This is a genomic window from Arthrobacter sp. WCS2018Hpa-7 (assembly GCF_031843805.1).
In the GTDB taxonomy this organism is placed as follows: domain Bacteria; phylum Actinomycetota; class Actinomycetes; order Actinomycetales; family Micrococcaceae; genus Arthrobacter.
Genome location: NZ_JAVTJB010000027.1, coordinates 24,897 through 41,169 on the forward strand (window position 1 = coordinate 24,897; position 16,273 = coordinate 41,169).

Below are 16,273 nucleotides of genomic sequence, written 5' to 3' on the forward strand. Positions count from 1 at the left end.
ATCGTGTCTGAACTGCGCCTCAATGATCCCAACCTCCTCCGCCAACTGTGCTTGGTAGGTGGCGAATGGATCGCGTCCGATTCGGGTGAAAGTATCCCTGTCTTAAACCCGGCCACCGGAGCGGAAATTGGTTCCGTCCCGTTCTTCAGGGCGGCGGAAACGCGCCGTGCCGTCGAGGCTGCTGAGAAGGCCTTGCCTGGATGGAGGGGAATGCTGGCAAAGGAACGAGGCCGCCTCCTGCGTCGTTGGTTCGATCTGGTGATGGAGAACCGTGAGGATCTGGCGCGCATCCTTACTGCAGAGCAGGGCAAACCTTATAAGGAAGCACTCTCTGAGGTGGTCAATGGGGCGCAGTTCATCGAGTGGTTTGCTGAAGAGGCCCGAAGGGCCTACGGGGAGACCATTCCCGCTCCGGCGCAGGACCGCCGCGTTGTGGTGATCAAGCAGCCGATTGGGGTTTGCGCTGCAATTACGCCGTGGAACTTCCCAAACACGATCGTGACCCGCAAGGCAGCTGCGGCCCTCGCCGCAGGATGCACCATGATCGTTCGTCCGGCCAGTGAAACGCCCTATTCGGCGCTGGTTTTGGCGGAGTTGGCACGCCGGGCGGGAATCCCTGAAGGTGTACTGAATGTCATTACTGGTCACTCGAAGGACATGGGGCTGGAACTGACCACAAACCCGGTTGTGCGCAAGTTGTCTTTCACAGGGTCGACCGGCGTTGGTCGCATTCTTATGGGCCAGAGTTCAAGCACTATCAAAAAGCTCGCTCTCGAGCTGGGCGGCAACGCCCCGTTCATTGTTTTCGACGACGCCGATCTGGAGCAAGCCGTCGAAGGTGCCTTGGCTTCCAAGTTCCGTAATTCGGGTCAGGCATGCGTCGGAACAAACCGTTTCTACGTTCACGAAGCCGTTTACGAAGAGTTCTCGTCGCGATTGGCGGATGGCGTCAAGTCTTTGATTGTGGGGGACGGGTCGGACCCGGGCGTCACGATGGGACCGCTGATAGGCGTGGATGCTGTGGAGAAAGTAGAAGCCCACATTGCAGACGCAGTGGCGAAGGGCGCGCGGGTCATCGCCGGTGGAAAGCGGCACTCGCTCGGCCGATCGTTCTTTGAACCAACTGTCATGGTTGATGTCACCGAGAACGCCAACGTCTCACGTGAGGAGACATTCGGGCCGCTCGCATCTATTTTCCGCTTTACGGATGAGGACGAGGTACTCGCAGCGGCCAATGACACCGAGTTGGGTCTCGCGTCCTACGTTTACACACGCGACATCGGCAGGATTTGGCGCTTCGCTGAAGGCATCGAGACCGGCATGGTGGGAATCAACGTCGGACTGATGGCCAATGAGGCGGTCCCCTTCGGAGGCATCAAGGAATCGGGCTTCGGTCGGGAAGGCTCCCACCACGGCCTTGAAGACTACCTGGAAGTCAAATACATCTGCATGGGCGGGCTCTGACCCGAGCCGTAATAGGAGGACAAAATGCGCGAAGCCGTAATAGTTGAGGCAGTCCGCACACCGATTGGACGGCGGAAGGGCCTGCTGGCGAATGTTCACCCTGTGGACATGTCGGCGCATGTTCTGAACAGCTTGCTTGAACGTACAGGCCTGGATCCGGAAGTGGTCGATGACGTTGTGTGGGGCTGCGTAACCCAGCTGGGTGACCAGTCGGGAAATGTCGGTCGGTTTGCCCTGCTGGCAGCCGGGTGGCCAGAATCCATTCCGGGTGTGACCATCAATAGGGCTTGCGGCTCCAGCCATCAGGCTATTGAATTCGCGGCGATGGGCGTCATGTCGGGCCGATACGACCTGGCAATCGCGGGCGGTGTTGAAACCATGACACGTGTTCCCCTCGGAGCCACCCGTGCTGTTGGTGAGCCATACGGGCCGGCCATGAACGCGCGCTACAACCATGCGGGATTCGAGCAGGGAGCCGGCGCGGAAATGATGGCTGAACGCTGGAAGATCAGCCGGGAACAGCTCGATGAATTCGCGCTGGCATCCCATATGAAAGCCGCAGCCGCTACCGACGCAGGTGCATTCGACAGCCAGTTGGTTCCAGTTCCGGCGGCACCAAACCTTCGCTATGACGAAGGAATCCGCCGAAATTCCTCTCTGGAGGCACTGGCGGGGCTCAACCCGGCCTTCAGCGAAAATGGTGTAGTAACGGCTGGCAACGCATCACAGATTTCCGATGGAGCCGCCGGAGTTATCGTCACGACCCCTGAACGTGCAGCAGAACTAGGGTTGACGCCGATCGTTCGACTGCATAGTGGAGTCGTAGCAGGCGATGATCCTACGCTAGTCCTGTCAGCCCCCATTCCTGCGACGGCGAAGCTCCTGGCCCGCAGCGGTGTCCGCTTGGACGAAATCGGTGCATACGAAGTCAATGAGGCATTCGCAACCGTGCCCTTGGCTTGGCTGGCCGAGACTGGTGCGGACCCTGACAGGCTCAACCCCCTTGGCGGGGCCATCGCTGTAGGCCACCCACTAGGGGCATCCGGGGCCATTCTCATGACCCGTCTCATAAACCATATGCGCGATAAGGGCATCCGTTACGGACTCCAAGCCATCTGCGAGGCTGGCGGCACTGCCAACGCGACGCTCGTGGAACTTGCGAGCTGAATCTGAAAGGACCGATCCTTTGAAACTTGAAGGAACATCAACGCTGATAACCGGTGGGGCGTCCGGACTTGGATTTGCTACAGCGGCACGCCTCGTAAGTAAAGGGGCCAGTGTCGTACTGCTGGACTTGCCGGGATCTCCAGGCGAAGAGGCCGCCGCTCAGCTGGGGGATAGAGCTACTTTCATTGGGGCCGACATGCTGGAGGAAAACCAGGTTTCGGCAGCTCTGGACGTCGCCGAGCAGAATGGCCCCCTTCGAGGAGTCGTCCACTGCGCCGGCCGTGGAGGGGATCGCCTCCGCATTGTGGACCGTGATGGCAATCCGGGCGACTTTGATAGCTTCCAGAACGTCGTCAAAATCAACTTGTTCGGCACTTACAACGTGCTGCGGCTCAGTGCTGCACGAATGGCCGCTAACGACGTAGCCGACGGAGATCGCGGCGCGATCGTGCTTACTGCATCAGTTGCGGCCTTCGACGGACAGATAGGACAGGCGGCTTATACGTCGTCCAAGGCGGCTGTCCACGGACTCACCCTAGTAGCGGCACGCGACTTGGCAAGCCGCGGAATCCGCGTCAATACGATCGCTCCCGGTACCTTCGACACCCCGATGTTGGCGCGGCTCCGCAGCGACATTCGCGAAGGTCTCGCCGCAGCTGTTCCCCATCCATCACGGTTGGGAAATCCCGAAGATTTTGCCCACATGGCAGTCTCCGTGCTTGAGAACGAATACATCAACGGCGAGACCATCCGCTTGGACGGCGCCATCAGGATGCCACCCAGGTGACATACCTTCACTTACCTCGATTTATCAACCACTTCAAGCCCTGACAAAGGAAACGCAATGGACTTTGAACTCACGACCGAGCAGAAGGACTTCCGCGATTCGGTCCGCGCCTTCGCGCAACGCGAACTCGCATCTGGCGCTGTCGAGCGCGCACACAGCAGTGACTACCCATGGGACGTTGCCAAAAAAATGGCCGACAATGGCCTCATCGGCATTACTGTTGACGAGGAGGACGGAGGCGGCGGCGGTTCGCTCATGGACGCGGTCATCGCCATCGAACAAATCGCTGCTGTTTGTCCCCGCAGCGCAGATGTCGTTCAAGCTGGCAACTTTGGTGCGCTCCGCGTCCTCGCAAACTTCGCAACTCCGGAGCAGAAGAAGCGCTTCCTTGCCCCGCTGCTGGATGGTAGTGGACTAATCTGCGTTGCCATGACGGAACCCGACGCCGGTTCCGCAGTGACCGAGCTAACGACGACGGCTACTCCCGATGGTGACGGCTTCCGGATCAACGGCACGAAGATCTTCACCACTCACGGGCTCCACTCCTCCCTGTTTTTGGTGTATGTCAGGTTTGGCCCCGGGGCGGATGGCATCGGATCTGTTCTCATCGAGCGTGACACCGAGGGCCTTAGCTTCGGCGCGGCCGCGAGCTTCATGGGCGGAGAGGACTGGAACCCCCTGTACTTCGACAACGTCTACGTTCCTGCTGAGAATGTGCTGTTGGGCGAAGGCGGCTTCAAGCAGCAGATTAGTGGCTTCAACGTCGAGAGAATCGGCAACAGCGCCCGTGCTCTTGCGCTTGGCCGTTATTCCTACGAACTGGCCAGGGAACACGCGCTCGTGCGCAAGCAGTTTGGCCGTCCGCTGTGCGAGTTCCAAGGTTTGCAGTGGAAGTTCGCGGACATGAAAATCAAGTTGGATGGTGCCCAGCTCTTGCTTTATCGTGCAGCGATCAATGCCGACACCGGATTCCCTTCCGCAGAAGAGACAGCGATTGCCAAAGTCATGTGTAACCGTACTGGCTTCGATGTCGCAAACGAGTCACTTCAGGTTCTCGGTGGCATGGGGTACAGCGATGAGATGCTTGTCGAATACTGCCTGCGACGCACCCGAGGGTGGATGATTGCTGGCGGCACCATCGAGATGCTGCTCAACCGCATCGCCGAATCTGTGTTCGGTCGACGATTCTCACAGAGGCGATAGAGATGCCGCGACTAAAAGGCAGCCTGGAACAGGCAGGTCTCAGCGAGCAAGACCGCCGCGTCTTTGACGGTCTCTTCTCGCCGAGGGTCATAGCGCTCGTTGGCGCTTCCAGCGACGAAAAAAAGCATACTTCACGGCCGCAGAGATCTCTGAGGCGGCATGGCTTTGAAGGCAAGATTGTGCCGATCAACCCGAACCGTGATGAGATCTTCGGCGACAAGGCATATCCCAGCCTCCTTGACGTGCCAGATACCATCGACCATGCCTTCATCATGGTGCCGGCGGCAGCCGTGGCTGAATCAATCGAACAATGCATCGAGCGTCAGGTTCCGGTAGCCACAATCTATGCCGATGGTTTTGCTGAGGCCGGTCCCGAAGGCCTGCGCCGGCAGGAGGAATTGGTTGCCCGTGCTCGAAAAGGCGGAGTTCGTATCCTCGGCCCCAACTGCAGCGGAGTTCTCAGCACCAAGCCCTCCAGTGCGCTTTCAGTCAATGCGGCCATTGAGCAGCTGGAAATCACCTCTGGCCCGCTTGCCGTTATTTCGCAATCCGGGAGCATGACAGGTGGACTGCTTTCACGAGGACTTGGCCGCGGTGTGGGCTTTTCGAAAGTCGTCTCCATCGGCAACGAAAGTGACCTCACCGTAGGCGAACTCACCGACTGGCTTGTGGACGATCCGGAAACCGAGACGATTTTGCTGTTCTTGGAGACGATTCGTGATGCCCCTCGCCTCGCTTCGGCAGCCCGGCGTGCAGTTGAATCGGGTAAGCAAGTCATCGCCTATAAACTCGGACGTTCCGACGTCGGACGACGGCTTGCGGCTTCGCATACGGGGGCGATGGCGGGGTCAGCAGAAGTGGGCGACGCATTTTTCCGCGCCCACGGAATTCTTCGCGTCGATAACCTGGAGACCATGTTTGAGCTTCCTGCCTTGGTATCCGGCAAGCGTCCGGCAGCGCAGCATCGTGTGGCCGTCATGTCTACTACGGGTGGAGGCGCGGCAACTGTCGTCGACCGTCTTGGCTTGATGAACATTGACGTAGTTTCTCCCAGCGATGAAGTTGTGGACGCACTTGCGGCGAAGGGAATCGACATTCCGCGTGGCCCACTCACCGACCTGACTCATGCGGGTACCCGCGCAGATGTCTACGGTGCAGTTCTTGATGAATTGGTAGCTTCTGACCACTGCGATCTGGTCCTGGCTATTGCAGGAAGCTCCGCACAGTTTCAGCCCGAAATTTCGGCGGGCCCATTGGTGCGCGCTGCAAGCCCCGGTAAGCCGTTGGCCGCTTTCTTCGCTCCGCATGCCACAGCGGCTCTTGAACAATTGAGTAAAGCCAGTGTCGCAGGATTCCGGACGCCGGAAGCATGCGCCGACGCGATCAGGGCCTGGAGCCAATGGAGGCAGCCCTCAGAGCCCCCGGCCTCTAACACCGAAGCGTTGGCCGCCATCGCGGACACAATTTCGGGACTCAATGGCCGTCGCCCGAATGAGCGTGACTCGGCAGCAATATTCGCCTCGCTATCCATCCCGACGGCATCCTCGGTCGTCGTGCAGGAGGAGGATGGTGCCACAATATCTTCTCTGCAAATAGAGTATCCGGTGGTCGCTAAAATCCTGTCTGCGGACGTCCCGCATAAGACTGATGCGGGCGGCGTCGTGCTCGGAATCCGCAATGGTGACGAACTGGCCAAGGCCATTTCCCGCATCCGGGATAACGTAGCCAAACGCCATCCCGATGCCAAGGTCGAGGGAGTTCTGGTTCAGAAGATGGAGACGGGACTGGCGGAAGTCATCCTCGGGTTCCGGCGGGATCCTGAAGTCGGCCCGGTAGTGGTGCTTGGCGTCGGCGGAATTCTCGCGGAAGTGTACAAAGACATTGCCGTTCGGGTTGCCCCTGTTGGTCTCGAGGAAGCGCGATCGATGATCGACGAAGTCAAAGGCCTGGCAGTGGTACGCGGCTACCGTGGGCTTCCCACGGGTGACACCGATGCACTCGCGGACGCGGTCGTTGCAATATCACAACTGGCCCACGACCCTGAGGCCCTGATCTCCGATGCCGAGATCAATCCCTTGCTTGTCCTGGCGACAGGCGAAGGAGTGGTCGCCGTCGACGGCCTCGTCATCAGTTCCAACGACTGATAACGGCTCCGCAACCCTGACTATTCCCGATCAAAGGATGTGAACAATTGACCAATGTCCAGGCTGAAGACGTGTTGTCTGAACTGAGCACCAGCAGTCTCATCGTCGAATGGGCAGCGCCCGGCGTTGCCCTGTTGACCATTAATAGGCCCGAGCGCCGCAATGCCTTGAATATCGAAGTCAAGGAAGACGTGGCGCGTGCCGTCGAAGCCTTGGGTGCCGACAGCTCAGTTCGCTCCATTGTCATAACGGGCGCGGGTGGCGCTTTCGTTGCCGGTACAGACGTGGCGGAGATGGAGAACCTGACACCCGTTGAGCACACCCTTCGTGTTACCGACAGGATGTTTACGGTATTGCGAGCTTGCCCGAAGCCCCTTATCGCTGCTGTGGAGGGTTATGCCTTGGGCGGTGGCTGCGAATTGGCACTTTGTTGCGACATCATCATCGCCTCGGAAAGCGCCCGATTCGGTCAGCCGGAAATCCTGCTGGGAGTGATCCCCGGAGCGGGAGGTACCCAACGACTGCTGCGGGCTGTAGGCCGCTACCAGGCCATGCGGTTGCTACTCACGGGCAAACATGTCGTGGCGAGCGAGGGTCTCAGCATGGGCATGGTTTCTGAGCTCGCGCCCGAGGGCGAAGCGCTGGTTCAGGCCACCGAGATGGCTAAGCTGATAGCTAAGATGCCCCCCTTGGCCGTCGCGGCAATCAAGGAAGTCGTCCGCGCAGGTGCAGACGTACCCTTGGAAACGGCCCTGCTCTTGGAGCGGAAAGCTTTTCAGATTCTGTTCGACTCGGAAGACCAAAAAGAAGGAATGAGAGCCTTCCTTGAGAAGCGACCTCCCGAGTATCAGGGTCGCTAAGAAGCCGTGAGACGTGTGAGAGGCGTTGTCCGGTTGCCATCGAAGAAGGCGATGCCCGAATCTGCAATCACGGATTCGGGCATCGTTTTTGGGTAGCTTCAACAAAATATCGCAGGCGTTTCAGCCGGAGATGGACTTGGCCGCTCTCAACATGTCGGCAGCCATCTCGTCCATTTTGCCTTCAATACGGGACCGTGGGCCGGCCATCGCAATGGCCATGGTGATCGGGGAATTTCCGACAGCAACCGGAACGGCTAGGCCAATATGGTCCTGACCCGATTGTCCGATGTTTATTCCGATCTGCGTTTCCCTGGTCGTGGCCACCTCTGCCCGGACGAAGTCGGCGTTGGAAGGCTCTGGATGGTGACGGCGCAGGTAACCTTCAAAGCGTTTCTCCTCCATGAAGGCCAAGAAAATCTTGCCCGAACTGCGCGGCCAGAGTACGAGCCTTCGATGAAGAGGGGTAATCGCGCGGATGAACATCTCCGGTTCCACTGAGTCGATGTAGACGACTGAGTCCCCAACGAGTGTTGAAAGCATTGCCGTCTCACTCCAGCGCTCCGACAGTTCGGAAAGTATGTGTCGGTAGGCAAACTGCGCAGTCACGGTCTCTGCTGAGATCAGGCTAGATATGGCTGGCCCGACAACATAGCCACCGTCGGCTTCGCGGAGATAGCCGGTGGCGACGAGCCCCTTCGTCAGGGCATGCAGCGAGGACTTGGGGGCGTCGAGGGCCGTGGAGAGATCGCCCAACTTCATGGCGCGCGAACCGTTGGCTATGACTAGTTCCAGAATCGTCATAACGCGGCCGACGGTACGATGTTCGGCCGCCACGGCTCCTCCGTTGAGGCTTGCTGGCATTTTAAAGGCCTCCCTTAGCTGCAGCGTAGTTACTGACTCGTATATAAGCATACGCGGACCGATAGCGGAATCCTGCAGCGAGGCCAGCCTCAGCTCCGTGGCCGTACCCGCGGGCCGAAGGTGAGTGGCTCAGCGACGAACGCAGGCTCATTCCTTCGACCGCACTGTATTCGTAATATGGTACGTCCATACCTAATATGGTACAGTCTTAGCTAGAGATTCGCGCAAGGCCTGAGCTAATTACGTCGATACTGACATTGGCGTTGGAAGGAACCCCATGAAGATCATCGTCCTGGTCAAGGAAGTCCCGGACACGTACGGGGCCCGAAAGTTGTCTCTGGAAACCGGCCTCACCGACCGTTCTTCGTCGGACTCCGTAATGGATGAAATTTCCGAGCGCGCACTGGAGGTGGCGCTGCGCTTCGCCGACACGGGCGTCGGGTCCGAAGTCGTTGCAATGTTGATGGGGCCGGAGACTGCGTCGGCATCCCTGAGGAAGGCTCTTGCAATGGGAGCTACCTCGGCTGTGCATATTGCGGACGAGGCCCTCGTTGGAGCCGATCTTGGCCTGACGGCCGAAGTGCTCGCAAGTTCCATCAAACGAGCCGGCTTTGATTTGGTCGTCGCCGGAAACCAGTCCACTGATGGGGCCGGGGGAGTGCTTCCAGCGATGATTGCCGAGCTTCTGGGCGTACCCCAGGCAACGGCGTTGGTCAGCGTACAGATTGACGAGTCCAAGATTGCCGGTCAGCGTGCAACAGAGTTCGGCGTCGCGCAAGTATCGGCTCAACTCCCCGCAGTCATTTCGATCACCGAGTCGATGCCCGAGGCTCGGTTCCCAGGACTCAAGGGCATCCGGGAAGCCAAGAGAAAGCCATACGAGACACTCAGTCTGGCTGATCTGGATGTAGACATAGACCCAACGAAAACGCCTCGATCCATCATGATCGCAGCGAACGAGAAGCCTGCGCGGGGCGCCGGCGTAAAGATTGTCGACGACGGCGATGCGGGCCTTAAGCTCGCTGACTTCCTTCTGCAGAACCGCCTCGCTTAGGAGATCCGAAAATGTCAGAATTTGCTGCTGATTCAATCTTGGTCCTGTTGGATACGACCCCGACAGGAGATCTGGCCAAGTCATCGGCCGAACTGCTGGGCGCCGCATCTTCCCTCGGGACGCCTGTGGTTCTGGTTCTTTCAGACAAGGCCACAAGTGCATCCGAGGCCAGCTCGCTGGGGGCCGAGCGAGTCTTGACGGCCGTCCCCGGGCAGGGTCTCACCCTGCCTTCGGTGGATGCTTTGGTAGCGGCTGTAGAGCTGGTGAAACCCCAAGCGATACTTATGGCGAACTCCGTGGACGGCAGGGACATAGCTGGCCGTTATGCTGCACGGACGGGAGCGGTGTTGGCAATGGACGTGGTCGGTGTTTCGCGCGATGAAGAAGGCATCTTTGCGAGTCATTCCGTTTATGGAGGGTCGTACCAAATTGACTCTGCTGCTACTTTCGGGGCCGTTGTCGTAACAGTTCGACAAGGATCCATTGAAGCCCGAGCGGCTGGTCGGCCGGAGAAGATAGAAGCGCTGACCGCTGTTCCTTCTGGAGGGCGGGCAGCGGACATCGAGGGGTTCGAGCCCGCAGCTACAAATTCATCCCGTCCCGACTTGCGTGGAGCTGCCAGGGTCGTTTCAGGCGGCCGGGGCTTCTCTTCCGGCGACGAGTTTGCCTTGGTAGAGCAGCTGGCGGATGTTCTGGGGGCGGCAGTGGGGGCGTCCCGCGCGGCCGTGGACGCGGGATACGTCCCGCAGTCTCACCAGGTGGGGCAGACCGGCGTTTCAGTATCGCCGCAACTGTATGTGGCTGTGGGCATTTCAGGGGCTGTTCAGCACAAAGCCGGGATGCAAACGGCAAAAACCATCGTCGCCATCAATAAGGACGCCGAGGCCCCGATTTTTGAGATTGCCGACTACGGAGTCGTCGGTGATCTGTTTACCGTTGTGCCACAGCTGATTTCGGCTTTGGAAGCGAAGAAGGCTTAGCCCATGGCGTCGAGAACGCATTCCATACGGCGAGGGCTTCCCAGGTTTTCCGGTGGAGAATCCTGGCCCGAAGCCGGAAAATTTGCATCCGACTCGGTGGTGCTGAGCCCGCAGGCGGAAACAACACAGATGGTTGCGCTGGAGGCACCTCCACAATCCACTGCGGTGATTGAGCAGGGCTCCCCGGTCCGACGTGGTCTTCCCCGCGTCTCCGGAGGAGTGCAGTGGCCCCCCACGAATATTTCACACCCGGTGGCGGCTCCCGCTGCAAAAGAACGTGGCTATGTCGAGGATGCTGAACCCGCGGCCGCCGGTGCGGTGACTGGTGTAGCGGCGCCGGCCAAAGTCAGCCGTCTTACTGACAGGCGTGCCGCTTCCGGTCCGCCGCCAACTGGTGTCTCTTTGCGCCGCGGCCTTCCTAGGCGCGGTAACGGAGAGCCTTGGCCGCCGGAAGGATTTGGGGCTCGGCTGGATCTTGCCACTTCCATTCCGCTCAAAGGGCCTGGAAATACAACGCGAGCCGTAAATGCGCAGGATTCCGGGCAACTGAAGAGATCTGGGTATGCATCAGGTTCGGGAAATGCGGATTCCGCGACAGTTTCCCTACCCAATGATGCTCTTAACGAAAGTCCTGCTGAGACGAATATGAGCGGCGGAGCTGCGACGGAACCGGCGCGCGACAAGCCGGAAGTTCGCCGTCGATGGTCAAGGCCCGCCGCCCTTGGGCTCGGCATAATTGTTGCCGCGGCTTTGGCGGTGCTGTTTGTCCGGTGGCTCCTCGAATTGCAGTTCATGCAGGACTTCGTCGCTAGATATCCCGGCGAGTACCACCTGCCCGCGCTGGCTCCGATCGGACTGCCGGCCTGGCTGAGCTGGCAGCACTTCTTCAATATGTTCTTCTTGGTCATGATCGTGCGTACAGGGCTTACTGTCCGTTATCAAAAGCGCCCGCCCGTTGTTTGGGCGTCGCGGCGTAACAAATCAAGAAAAATCAGCCTCGCACTTTGGCTTCATCAGTCCTTGGATCTGCTCTGGCTCGTCAATGGCTTCGTGTTCGTGGTGTTACTCGTCGCGACCGGGCAGTGGATGCGAATTGTGCCCACCAGTTGGGAAGTCTTTCCCAACGCGCTGACTGCGGCCCTGAAGTATGTGTCACTCAACTGGCCCACTGAAAACGGTTGGGTTAACTACAATTCGTTGCAGCAACTCAGCTATTTTGTGACCGTGTTCATTGCGGCACCCCTTGCGGCGGTTACCGGCGTGCGTATGTCGGGGGTATGGCCGGCTAGTGCCAAGAAGCTCAGCAAGGCCTATTCAATTGAGATGGCCCGGGCCCTTCACTTTCCCACCATGATCTACTTCGTGGGCTTTACCGTAGCGCACATAACTCTGGTCCTCGCGACGGGTGCCCTGCGGAATCTAAACCACATGTACGCGGCGACCGATGGCGTCAGCTGGACTGGATTCTGGTTTTTTATCGCCTCTCTGACCGTTGTCACAGGCGCTTGGTTTGCCGCGCGGCCGCTCGTCATTGCTGCCGTAGCAAGGCTGTTTGGCACGGTGTCCCGAGGATAGTGGTTTAGCTCCGGCTAGCTAGCGCACATCCATGAGTCCCGAGTGGTGGGACTTGCTCCAGTCACACAATCGAAAACGAGGAAAAGTGAAGATCGGATACATCGGCTTGGGCGACATGGGCGGGGCACTCGCCAGCCGCCTGCAAAGCCAGCGCCAGATACATGTTTTTGACATGTCCACCATTGCCGTAGCCAGGTTGGCGGACGAAGGCGCCCTGCAGTGCACCAGTGTTGCAGAAATTGGCCGCGCCTGTACGACTGTTTTGTTGTGCCTGCCCACGTCAGAACACGTCCGCTCTGTCATTTTTGGCTCAGGTGGCCTGGCGGAAACCCTTGCACCCGGGTCTCTTATTATTGACCAGACTTCCGGTGATCCTGAAGCAACCAGGGCAATCGCCGCTGGGTTGGCGTCGAAAGACATAGCATTCGTTGACGCCCCAGTGAGCGGTGGTGCCCCCGCCGCATTAGCAGGCACTATCTCGATTATGCTCGGCGCCGACGAGGATGTGAAAGATCGCGCAGTAGAGGTACTGAAATCCATCAGCCCAACAATTACGCACGTCGGCGGCATTGGTGCAGGGCACACAATCAAGCTTGTCAACAATCTCTTGTCGTGCACCCAGCGGTGGCTTTCACTGGAAGCCCTAACCCTCGCCGCCAGCAACGGCGTTGCGCCTGCGACCGCCCTCAAAGTGCTAATCGCCGGTGGCGGGTGCAATGCGTACCTGGAGCAACAGGGAAGTTTGATCCTCAATGGTGATCGTGAGCGCGGCTTCAGTATAGGACTAGCCCACAAGGACCTGAAGTTAGCAGTAGCACTGGGGGCAGCTCAGGGTGTTCCGACCTTCTTCGGAAGCCTGAGCAGGGAGTTGTACCAGGTTGCCATGGGAATTGAGGGACGAGAAAGCCATGTGGAGGCTGTCGCAAATGTAGTCGAAAAGCTGGCCGGCGTAGAACTTCGGACTGACCTCGACTGATCCGAGGCATCTGAACCCAGCCCGCATGATGGCAGAGGGAAGCGGAGTTTCCTCAAAACCTTGAAATTGCGTGTTCATATTGATGAACGCACGTATCTAATGATGTACACTTATGGAAAGCTTTTTGGGACGTCCAGGGTGCAGCTCGAACTTGCAGGCGTTTCATTTGTCCCGATATTAGAGCCAGCAAACAACGTTGTTGTAGGCCCGAAAGGAATGTCATGAACAGACTTGCCGACAAAGTCGCCGTCGTCATCGGGGCGGGACAAAGCCCTGGAGAGTCGATCGGTAATGGGCGGGCGACTGCTCTGCGCTTCCTTGAAGAAGGGGCGTCCATTCTCGCGGTAGACCGTGACATCGACTCAGCACGTGAGACGTTAAGGATTTCCGGTCAGGGAGAGGGTGAACCTTTCGAAGCCGACGTCCGGAGCGTGGACTCGCTCCGCAACGCCATCGATTTCGCCATGTCGAGGTGGGGACGCATCGATATTCTCCACTACAACGTCGGCGTTAGCGTCGGCGCGGGCGATGGGCCGTTGGACAAAATCACAGAAGAGTCATTTGATCGAGTCTTAGCGATCAATCTTCGGGGAGCTGTCATGGCAGCGCAGATTGTGGAGCCGATCATGCGGGAGCAACGGTCAGGTGTCGTATTAAACGTCTCCTCGATGTCAGCCATCGAGACTGAAACTCCTAACGTTGCCTACAGGGCCAGTAAGGCCGGACTTATCGCGTTTACGCAGCAGTTCGCAATGCGAAACGCCCAATACGGCATCCGGGCGAACGCAATACTGCCGGGACGCGTGGAAACAGCCATGGCTGTAGACACCCGAGCCAGGCTCAGCGGCACTCCGCGTGAAGAGATTATTGCCCAGCGCCGAACACTCATCCCATTGCAGGGCCATGTAGGCACGGGCTGGGATATCGCAAACGCGGCATTGTTCCTTGCATCCGACGAAGCTGGCTTCATCACCGGTGCCTCGCTGCCCGTTGACGGCGGCGCATTGATAAAGATTGGTTTCTAGCTGCGTTCCCACGCAGAAACGAGAGGGCCGTAAGACACATGGAAGAACAAACCAAGCCGACAACGTTGACGGCAGACCTGACATCCTTGGGTGACGTCATTTCAGAAGTAGCAGATGTGGAGGCTTTCCGGGACTCAGCGTGGACTTCCTTTGAGGTTGCATCCAACTATTGGCGTACACCGATGAAGAGTGCCCATTTGGAGCCTCGAATGAAGGAACTGATACTCCTAGGCATGCACGCCTCGGCTACCAGCCTGAACACGGATGCCGTTGAACGACACATCAAACGTGCCATGGCGGCAGGAGCGACGGCCGGTGAAGTAATCGATGTCCTCATGACGATCGTCGCGGTGGCAAATCATGCCTTGTACTTTTCGGTGCCCATCCTTCAGGACGAGCTCGCCAAGCGTGGAGACCAGCCGGATGATGAAGGCCTTAGCGCAGCTTTTGAAGAAGCCAAGCAGGCTTTCATTGACTCACGGGGGTTCTGGAACGCCGACCGCGAGGCTATCGCCAAGCTCATGCCGGATTACTACGACGCCCTTGATGCTGTATCCACAGAGTCGTGGAACAACGGCAAACTCTCCACGAAGGAACGGGAATTCATCTGCATTGGTATTGACTCCACTGTGACTCACAATTATGAAATCGGCCTACGTCGCCACATTCGTAATGCCCTTGACCTTGGAGCGACGCGTGACGAAATCCTGGAGATCTTCCAGCTGGCCGGTCTCCTTGGGCTTGAGAGCTACATTCTAGGGGCAAAGGCGCTATTCGGGCGTTAATCCCAACCGCCAGCCCTCGTTTGAAGTGGCCGGCATCAACTCTTGAATCCAAACACCATCAAGGAGTTCCCATGACCGACATCAAAAAGGGGCTTGCAGGAGTCACGGTCGATTACACCGCCGTCAGCAAGGTAAACCCCGACACCAATTCGCTGCTTTATCGCGGCTATCCTGTTCAGGAGCTTGCGGCCACGCAGCCATTTGAAGCTGTGGCACACCTTCTATGGAACGGAGAGCTGCCGAATGCCGAGCAACTCGCAGACCTTAGAGCAGAGGAGCGGATCCACCGCGCATTGGAACCCGATGTCAAGGCTGCCATCGACCTAGTGCGGCTGGATGCCCATCCCATGGACGAGGTCCGCACCGCAGTCAGCCTCCTGGGCTCACGGGAATTGGCAGGATCGGGGTCCGTGCTCGAAGCCAGCGGCACCCCCGAGGACAACCTGGCACGCAGCGTTCGTCTATTCGCCTCTCTGCCGGCAATCGTTGCATATGGTCAGCGTCGCCGCAGGGGCCAGCAGCCGATCGAGCCCCGGGACGATCTCGACTACGCAGCCAACTTCCTCTGGATGACCTTCGGTGAGGAAGCCGACGAGGTTGTCGTCGATGCATTCAACCGTTCCATGATCCTGTATGCCGAGCATTCCTTTAACGCTTCAACTTTCACGGCGCGTGTCGTCACGAGCACCCTGAGCGACCTGTACTCAGCTGTCGTCAGCGCGATCGGAGCGTTGAAGGGGCCGCTTCATGGTGGAGCAAATGAGGCTGTACTTCACATTTTTAACGAGATTGGGGACGCCGCCAAGGTTAGCGGCTGGTTGGATGACGCCCTGGCCTCAAGACGCAAGATCATGGGCTTCGGCCATCGGGTCTACAAGCGTGGTGATTCACGGGTGCCTACCATGAAGGCCGCTCTGGACACTCTTGTTGAACACTTCGACCGTCCTGATGTGGCTGAGCTGTATAACTCCTTGGAATCAGAATTCGTGGGCCGCAAGGGCATCTATCCGAACCTCGATTTTCCTTCGGGGCCGGCTTACAACCTCATTGGCTTTGACACGTTGACATTTACGCCGGTGTTTATTGCTGCACGAATCACAGGCTGGACGGCGCACATTATGGAGCAAGCTGCTTCGAACGCCCTTATCCGGCCTTTGTCAGAGTACAACGGTCCCGATGAGCGCCACGTCAACGGGTACACACCTGACGCTGCTGAGGCTGCTGTGGCCAAGCGTGCGGAGGAAGTGGCGGAATGACTGCGGGTGGGCCGGGTGGACAGTGATTGAGTCGGTTGGTTGGTATATGGACCCGGACGACCAAGGGTATTGGTACTTCTGGGACGGATGGACGGGCCATTCCGAAGGGTCTGTAGCCGAGCTGCAGGAAACGCCT

General features: G+C 58.5%; 14 protein-coding genes. 13 read left to right on the plus strand and 1 reads right to left on the minus strand.

All coding sequences use genetic code 11. From position 1 onward, the window contains the following. Positions 1–3 precede the first annotated feature (3 nt). Genes RQH14_RS20755 through RQH14_RS20780 form a run of 6 tightly spaced genes read left to right on the plus strand, consistent with a single transcriptional unit; the run spans position 4 to position 7,625 of the window. Positions 4–1,464 (plus strand): NAD-dependent succinate-semialdehyde dehydrogenase, encoded by a 1,461-nt coding sequence (locus tag RQH14_RS20755; RefSeq protein ID WP_311215017.1) that lies wholly within the window; start codon positions 4–6, stop codon positions 1,462–1,464. 24 nt (positions 1,465–1,488) lie between these two features. Next, entirely contained in the window at positions 1,489–2,631 is a 1,143-nt protein-coding gene (locus RQH14_RS20760) for a thiolase family protein (RefSeq protein ID WP_311215018.1), read from the plus strand. Between the two features lie 19 nt (positions 2,632–2,650). Next, the gene (locus RQH14_RS20765) at positions 2,651–3,418 is read left to right on the plus strand and encodes an SDR family NAD(P)-dependent oxidoreductase (protein WP_311215019.1); all 768 of its coding nucleotides are present in this window, start codon (positions 2,651–2,653) and stop codon (positions 3,416–3,418) included. Between the two features lie 57 nt (positions 3,419–3,475). Then, on the plus strand, positions 3,476–4,621 hold the full coding sequence (locus RQH14_RS20770; protein ID WP_311215020.1) for an acyl-CoA dehydrogenase: 1,146 nt from the start codon (positions 3,476–3,478) through the stop codon (positions 4,619–4,621). Further along, complete coding sequence (locus tag RQH14_RS20775; RefSeq protein WP_311215021.1) at positions 4,534–6,765, plus strand: acetate--CoA ligase family protein; 2,232 nt, start codon at positions 4,534–4,536, stop codon at positions 6,763–6,765. The genes RQH14_RS20770 and RQH14_RS20775 overlap by 88 nt, the downstream gene beginning before the upstream one ends. Positions 6,766–6,812: 47 nt before the next feature. Next, the gene (locus tag RQH14_RS20780; RefSeq protein WP_311215022.1) at positions 6,813–7,625 is read left to right on the plus strand and encodes an enoyl-CoA hydratase-related protein; all 813 of its coding nucleotides are present in this window, start codon (positions 6,813–6,815) and stop codon (positions 7,623–7,625) included. Positions 7,626–7,745: 120 nt separating this feature from the next. Here RQH14_RS20780 and RQH14_RS20785 read toward each other — a convergent pair whose 3' ends face one another. Further along, positions 7,746–8,426 (minus strand): helix-turn-helix domain-containing protein, encoded by a 681-nt coding sequence (locus RQH14_RS20785; RefSeq protein WP_311215023.1) that lies wholly within the window; start codon positions 8,424–8,426, stop codon positions 7,746–7,748. A gap of 337 nt (positions 8,427–8,763) precedes the next feature. Between RQH14_RS20785 and RQH14_RS20790 the strand changes: the two genes are divergently transcribed. The 7 genes from RQH14_RS20790 to RQH14_RS20820 all read left to right on the plus strand — a co-directional run bounded on the left by RQH14_RS20790 (position 8,764) and on the right by RQH14_RS20820 (position 16,137). Beyond that, the gene (locus tag RQH14_RS20790) at positions 8,764–9,540 is read left to right on the plus strand and encodes an electron transfer flavoprotein subunit beta/FixA family protein (RefSeq protein WP_311215024.1); all 777 of its coding nucleotides are present in this window, start codon (positions 8,764–8,766) and stop codon (positions 9,538–9,540) included. Between the two features lie 11 nt (positions 9,541–9,551). Next, entirely contained in the window at positions 9,552–10,520 is a 969-nt protein-coding gene (locus tag RQH14_RS20795; RefSeq protein ID WP_311215025.1) for an electron transfer flavoprotein subunit alpha/FixB family protein, read from the plus strand. Positions 10,521–10,523: 3 nt separating this feature from the next. Beyond that, on the plus strand, positions 10,524–12,095 hold the full coding sequence (locus RQH14_RS20800; RefSeq protein WP_311215026.1) for a cytochrome b/b6 domain-containing protein: 1,572 nt from the start codon (positions 10,524–10,526) through the stop codon (positions 12,093–12,095). An 85-nt stretch (positions 12,096–12,180) separates the two neighbouring features. After that, positions 12,181–13,071, plus strand: a complete 891-nt coding sequence (locus RQH14_RS20805) for an NAD(P)-dependent oxidoreductase (RefSeq protein ID WP_311215027.1) — start codon at positions 12,181–12,183, stop codon at positions 13,069–13,071. 221 nt (positions 13,072–13,292) lie between these two features. After that, the gene (locus RQH14_RS20810) at positions 13,293–14,096 is read left to right on the plus strand and encodes an SDR family oxidoreductase (protein ID WP_311215028.1); all 804 of its coding nucleotides are present in this window, start codon (positions 13,293–13,295) and stop codon (positions 14,094–14,096) included. 38 nt (positions 14,097–14,134) lie between these two features. Continuing rightward, entirely contained in the window at positions 14,135–14,881 is a 747-nt protein-coding gene (locus RQH14_RS20815) for a carboxymuconolactone decarboxylase family protein (RefSeq protein ID WP_311215029.1), read from the plus strand. Positions 14,882–14,952: 71 nt separating this feature from the next. Beyond that, entirely contained in the window at positions 14,953–16,137 is a 1,185-nt protein-coding gene (locus tag RQH14_RS20820; RefSeq protein WP_311215030.1) for a bifunctional 2-methylcitrate synthase/citrate synthase, read from the plus strand. The last annotated feature ends 136 nt before the right edge of the window (positions 16,138–16,273 follow it).

Excerpts from the sequence above, each read along its gene's own strand:
- RQH14_RS20760 (WP_311215018.1), top strand. The coding sequence starts at position 1,489 with ATGCGCGAAGCCGTAATAGTTGAGGCAGTCCGCACACCGATTGGACGG.
- RQH14_RS20770 (WP_311215020.1), top strand. The coding sequence starts at position 3,476 with ATGGACTTTGAACTCACGACCGAGCAGAAGGACTTCCGCGATTCGGTC.
- RQH14_RS20785 (WP_311215023.1), bottom strand. The coding sequence starts at position 8,426 with ATGACGATTCTGGAACTAGTCATAGCCAACGGTTCGCGCGCCATGAAG.
- RQH14_RS20790 (WP_311215024.1), top strand. The coding sequence starts at position 8,764 with ATGAAGATCATCGTCCTGGTCAAGGAAGTCCCGGACACGTACGGGGCC.
- RQH14_RS20795 (WP_311215025.1), top strand. The coding sequence starts at position 9,552 with ATGTCAGAATTTGCTGCTGATTCAATCTTGGTCCTGTTGGATACGACC.
- RQH14_RS20800 (WP_311215026.1), top strand. The coding sequence starts at position 10,524 with ATGGCGTCGAGAACGCATTCCATACGGCGAGGGCTTCCCAGGTTTTCC.
- RQH14_RS20810 (WP_311215028.1), top strand. The coding sequence starts at position 13,293 with ATGAACAGACTTGCCGACAAAGTCGCCGTCGTCATCGGGGCGGGACAA.
- RQH14_RS20815 (WP_311215029.1), top strand. The coding sequence starts at position 14,135 with ATGGAAGAACAAACCAAGCCGACAACGTTGACGGCAGACCTGACATCC.
- RQH14_RS20820 (WP_311215030.1), top strand. The coding sequence starts at position 14,953 with ATGACCGACATCAAAAAGGGGCTTGCAGGAGTCACGGTCGATTACACC.